We start from the raw sequence: 4,024 nt of genomic DNA on the forward strand, positions 1-4,024 counted from the left end.
AGACTTGTGTATAAGAGACAGAGCTCTACCTAGGAAGAGCTTTTTTTGTTTCAGGAAGGGTTAACTTTTCGGATGTTAGGGTATATTCAATATGCTAAGCTCACACTCGTGAATAACCTTGGAATAAATTACACTTAAATGGCTGATAATAAAAAAATACCTACCAGTAAACCTGCAACTAAACGTGTGAGTAAACCATCAGGCACGGCAAAGAAAAGAACCTCAAAAACTTCAAAAAGCACTAAAAAAGCAGCAAAAAAAACGCTTCAACGCTCTTTCATGAAAAAAATATGGTCAGTGTTTTGGAAGCTAAGTTTGGCTGTTTTTATTGCCATGGCAATGTATTTTATTTATCTAGATTCAAAAATAACACGTCAATTTGAAGGAAATAAATGGCAACTTCCAGCGCAAGTTTATGCGCGGTCAATGGCATTTTATCCAGGACAATTTTTATCAAGCCAAGAAGTAATATGGGAACTTGAACGTCTAAATTATTCATCAGTTAATAGATTAAGCCGAACAGGGCAGTTTGTTAAAACAGCCAGTAGTATTAAAATTTATCGTCGTGATTTTGAGTTTTACGATGGATTTGAAGCGTCGCATATTATTGAATTGCGTTTTTCAGGGCAAAAAGTCGCAACGATTAAAGATAAGTTTGGCAGGCGCTTAAATAGTGCTCGCTTAGAGCCGGTACAAATAGCTCGTATAGGCAATGATTCTAAACAAGATAGAGAGTTTGTGTCGCTTGATAAATTTCCAGCCATGTTAAAAGACACATTATTAGTGGTTGAGGATCGTAATTTTTATGAGCATCATGGTGTGTCGGTGTTTTCCATTTTACGGGCGCTTTATACTAATATACGCGCAGGTCGTACAGTTCAAGGCGGTAGTACACTTACCCAGCAACTAGCTAAAAATATTTACTTAACGCGTGAACGTTCTTTAATGCGTAAAATAAATGAGGCCTTTATTGCTCTTATTCTGGATTATCGCTATTCAAAAGATCAAATATTAGAAGCGTATTTAAATGAAGTCTATTTAGGGCAGTCTTATAACCAAGGTGTGCACGGTATGGGGCTCGCTGCAGACTTTTATTTTTCTAAACCCGTTGATGAACTAGAATATGACCAAATTGCTCTGCTGGTGGCAATGGTTAAAGGACCCTCTTATTACAACCCTCGTCGTTACAAAGAGCGCACAATGGAACGTCGAGATCTCGTTCTGCGTCTTATGGTAGAAAATAAACTGCTTAGCACAAAAGAATATCGCGCATCACTTAAACGTCCTATTGATATTGCGCCAATGAAAGCAAGTTTACAAAAATCATACCCAGGCTATTTAGAGCTAGTAAATCGAGAATTAAATAAGCTATTACCAAATAAACAAACGCTTGATGCCGGCGTGAGAGTATTTACTTATTTTGATCTACAAAAACAAACAGCAATGGAAGAGTCGATAAAAAATAGTTTACCGTACTTAGAAAGACGTCCAAAAACAGAAGAATTAGAAACTGCGATGATTTCTGTTAACGTAGAAAAAGGCGGTGTATCTGCGCTTGTTGCTGGCCGTGATGTGCGTTACTCGGGCTTTAATCGTGTTTTAGATACAAAGCGTAATATAGGATCGCTCGTTAAACCCGCAGTGTACTTAACGGCGCTACAATTACCGCATTATAATTTAGCTACACTGCTTGATGATTCACCATTACAGGTGACAAACGAGCAGGGTAATGTGTGGCAACCAGAGAACTTTGATCATCAATACCGTGGTGCAATCCCACTTTATAAAGCATTTAGTAATAGTATTAATATTCCAGCGGTTAATTTAGGGCTTGATGTCGGTGTTGACCAAGTAGCAAAGACTTTAAAAGGGCTAGGTGCGACGGGGAGAATAGATGAATACCCATCGCTACTTTTAGGTGCTATTGAAATGTCTAGTTATGAAGTTGCCCAATTATATACAACGATAGCTGCAGATGGCGAATACAGACAACTTACTGCAATATCGGCCCTTACCAATTCTGTAGGCAAAGTGCTTTATAAGCATATCGTAAAGCCAGAATCCAGATTTGATAAAGACGCGATTTACATGACTAAGTACGCAATGAAGCGTGTAACTAAAGACGGTACTGCTAAACGCTTAAATTTACATTTTCCGTCAATTCAACTGGCAGGTAAAACGGGAACCAGTAATGATTTGCGCGATAGCTGGTTCGCAGGGTTTGATCAAAACACGGTAACGGTAGCTTGGCTTGGTCGAGACGATAATAAAAGTACGGGACTAACTGGCAGTGTTGGGGCGCTAGAAACGTATATTCGCTATTTAAAACCACTTAATCCCCAAGCCATTGCGGATACACGGCCAGCATCAATTCGCTGGGCGTTTGTTAACGAGCAAACTGGAAAACAAGCCCCACCAGGCTGCGGAAAAGTAATTCAATTACCTTTGAGAGCCAGTGAGTTTAAACCTAGACCAAGTTGTTAATAAATCATTTAATACGTATGAAAAGTTTAAATTAATCTGCATCTCGTTTAAGAACCAAACTAAACGCCAGTTCCGAGCTCCGATCTTTCGACCAGTAACGATTGAATAAATAAGGAGTAGCTATGATTAAATTAGTTGAATTTTTTGCAATGTTGATGATTTTTACAAGGTATTTACCCCTCTATGGAGCAAGCAATTACTCGACAATGATCTAGAAACGTCAATGAGCAGGACGTACGATGAACAGTGGGATTATGACTATTGTCATTAGTTTTCATGTGTTGCATCACCGTCACTTTAAAAATATGTTGACTTGTACCTTTTTTAAGCTAGTCTGTTTTTTAATGTACAATAATATTTTTAAGTAAAAAGATGAAAACAAGTGTTTTATTTATACTCTTAGTGTTAATCGCGGCTTGTAGTAGTACGCCAAATAAAGCTGATGACGAAAGTGCAGCCGGACAACATGCAGCAATTAAGAAAAATTATAAGTGCGATATGGAAGCTGTAACAGGTTCAAAGCTAAAGCGAAAGCGTTGTACTACAGCAGAGCAACGACAAAGAGAAAAAAAACGTGCTGATGAACTTTTAAGAACTTCAGTTTTATCAGCTACGGGAATGGAGCAGCAATAGCAATTATCATTTTAACATACGACAGGTCCAACGTTGAAATATATAACAGTTAACCAGTTATAACACCCATATGTTTAGCCATTAATTTGACTGATATTTTATATGGTAGTTCGATTATCAAGCAATTGTGTCCGCCTAATTCCAGACGGTGGTGCAAGGGAGTGTTCAAGAATCTGTGTCACTTAATTAAACTTATAAAAACAGGAATGGCACATGACAAATCAATTCAATTTCGAAGATGCCATTAAAGCGCTTCAATCAGATAAAAAACTAAACGGTAAAGATGGTGTACTTACATTACTTATCAAACAATTAACTGAGTCAACGCTCTAAGCTGAGCTTAAACCTTGCTAATGAGCAGGCACCTAATCGCAAAATGCCTCTAGCACTAAGACCATTAAGTCGGTTCATAGTAAAGTTTGATATAAAAAAATGAAACTTGTCAGTGACTGATTACGATGATAATTATCGGGCCCATTGTCGCTACTGCTTTTTATCCAAGTATTGGAGATGATAAGCGTTTACGAGTGGTTGTCATGTTTTAGCGTGGCTGGGGATAGTACCAGCCACGCTAAAACAGGAGGAAAGCGAGCGTTGTTGGATATTTCTACACAGGGAAAATGTATTTAAGAACTTTACTATCCAGAGCTCAGGGTGCGAGTAAATCTTAGCCTAATAGTAGTAATGCCGATCATTTAAGAAATAGTTAATAGCACTTGAACGATCTTCTAGGTATGTAAGAATCCGAATTCTTTTGTAGAATTCGGATTTTTTTATGCAACTTTCTAATGCTCTCGATATTATTAACAACATCAAACCTAATGACGTTGAAACACTTGCAGATTTACTCCCTTTATCCCTTATCGAAGAAGCCTATGCGCTGACCGAAACCGTTACACTACGAAAA

2 protein-coding genes and 1 pseudogene are annotated in these 4,024 nt (G+C 37.9%); all 3 read left to right on the top strand.

Annotated features, from left to right (window positions below):
* Window positions 1-138 precede the first annotated feature (138 nt).
* Window positions 139-2,484, top strand: coding sequence for a penicillin-binding protein 1B (mrcB, locus tag CWB66_RS14265; RefSeq protein ID WP_138585898.1), 2,346 nt, complete (start codon window positions 139-141; stop codon window positions 2,482-2,484).
* 372 nt (window positions 2,485-2,856) lie between these two features.
* Window positions 2,857-3,117, top strand: a complete 261-nt coding sequence (locus tag CWB66_RS14270; RefSeq protein WP_138585899.1) for a hypothetical protein — start codon at window positions 2,857-2,859, stop codon at window positions 3,115-3,117.
* A 775-nt stretch (window positions 3,118-3,892) separates the two neighbouring features.
* Window positions 3,893-4,024 (top strand): annotated as a pseudogene (locus tag CWB66_RS14275) (IS4 family transposase); the annotation flags it as partial.

This window comes from Pseudoalteromonas sp. S558, from assembly GCF_005886635.1.
Classification (GTDB): Bacteria; Pseudomonadota; Gammaproteobacteria; order Enterobacterales; family Alteromonadaceae; genus Pseudoalteromonas; species Pseudoalteromonas aliena.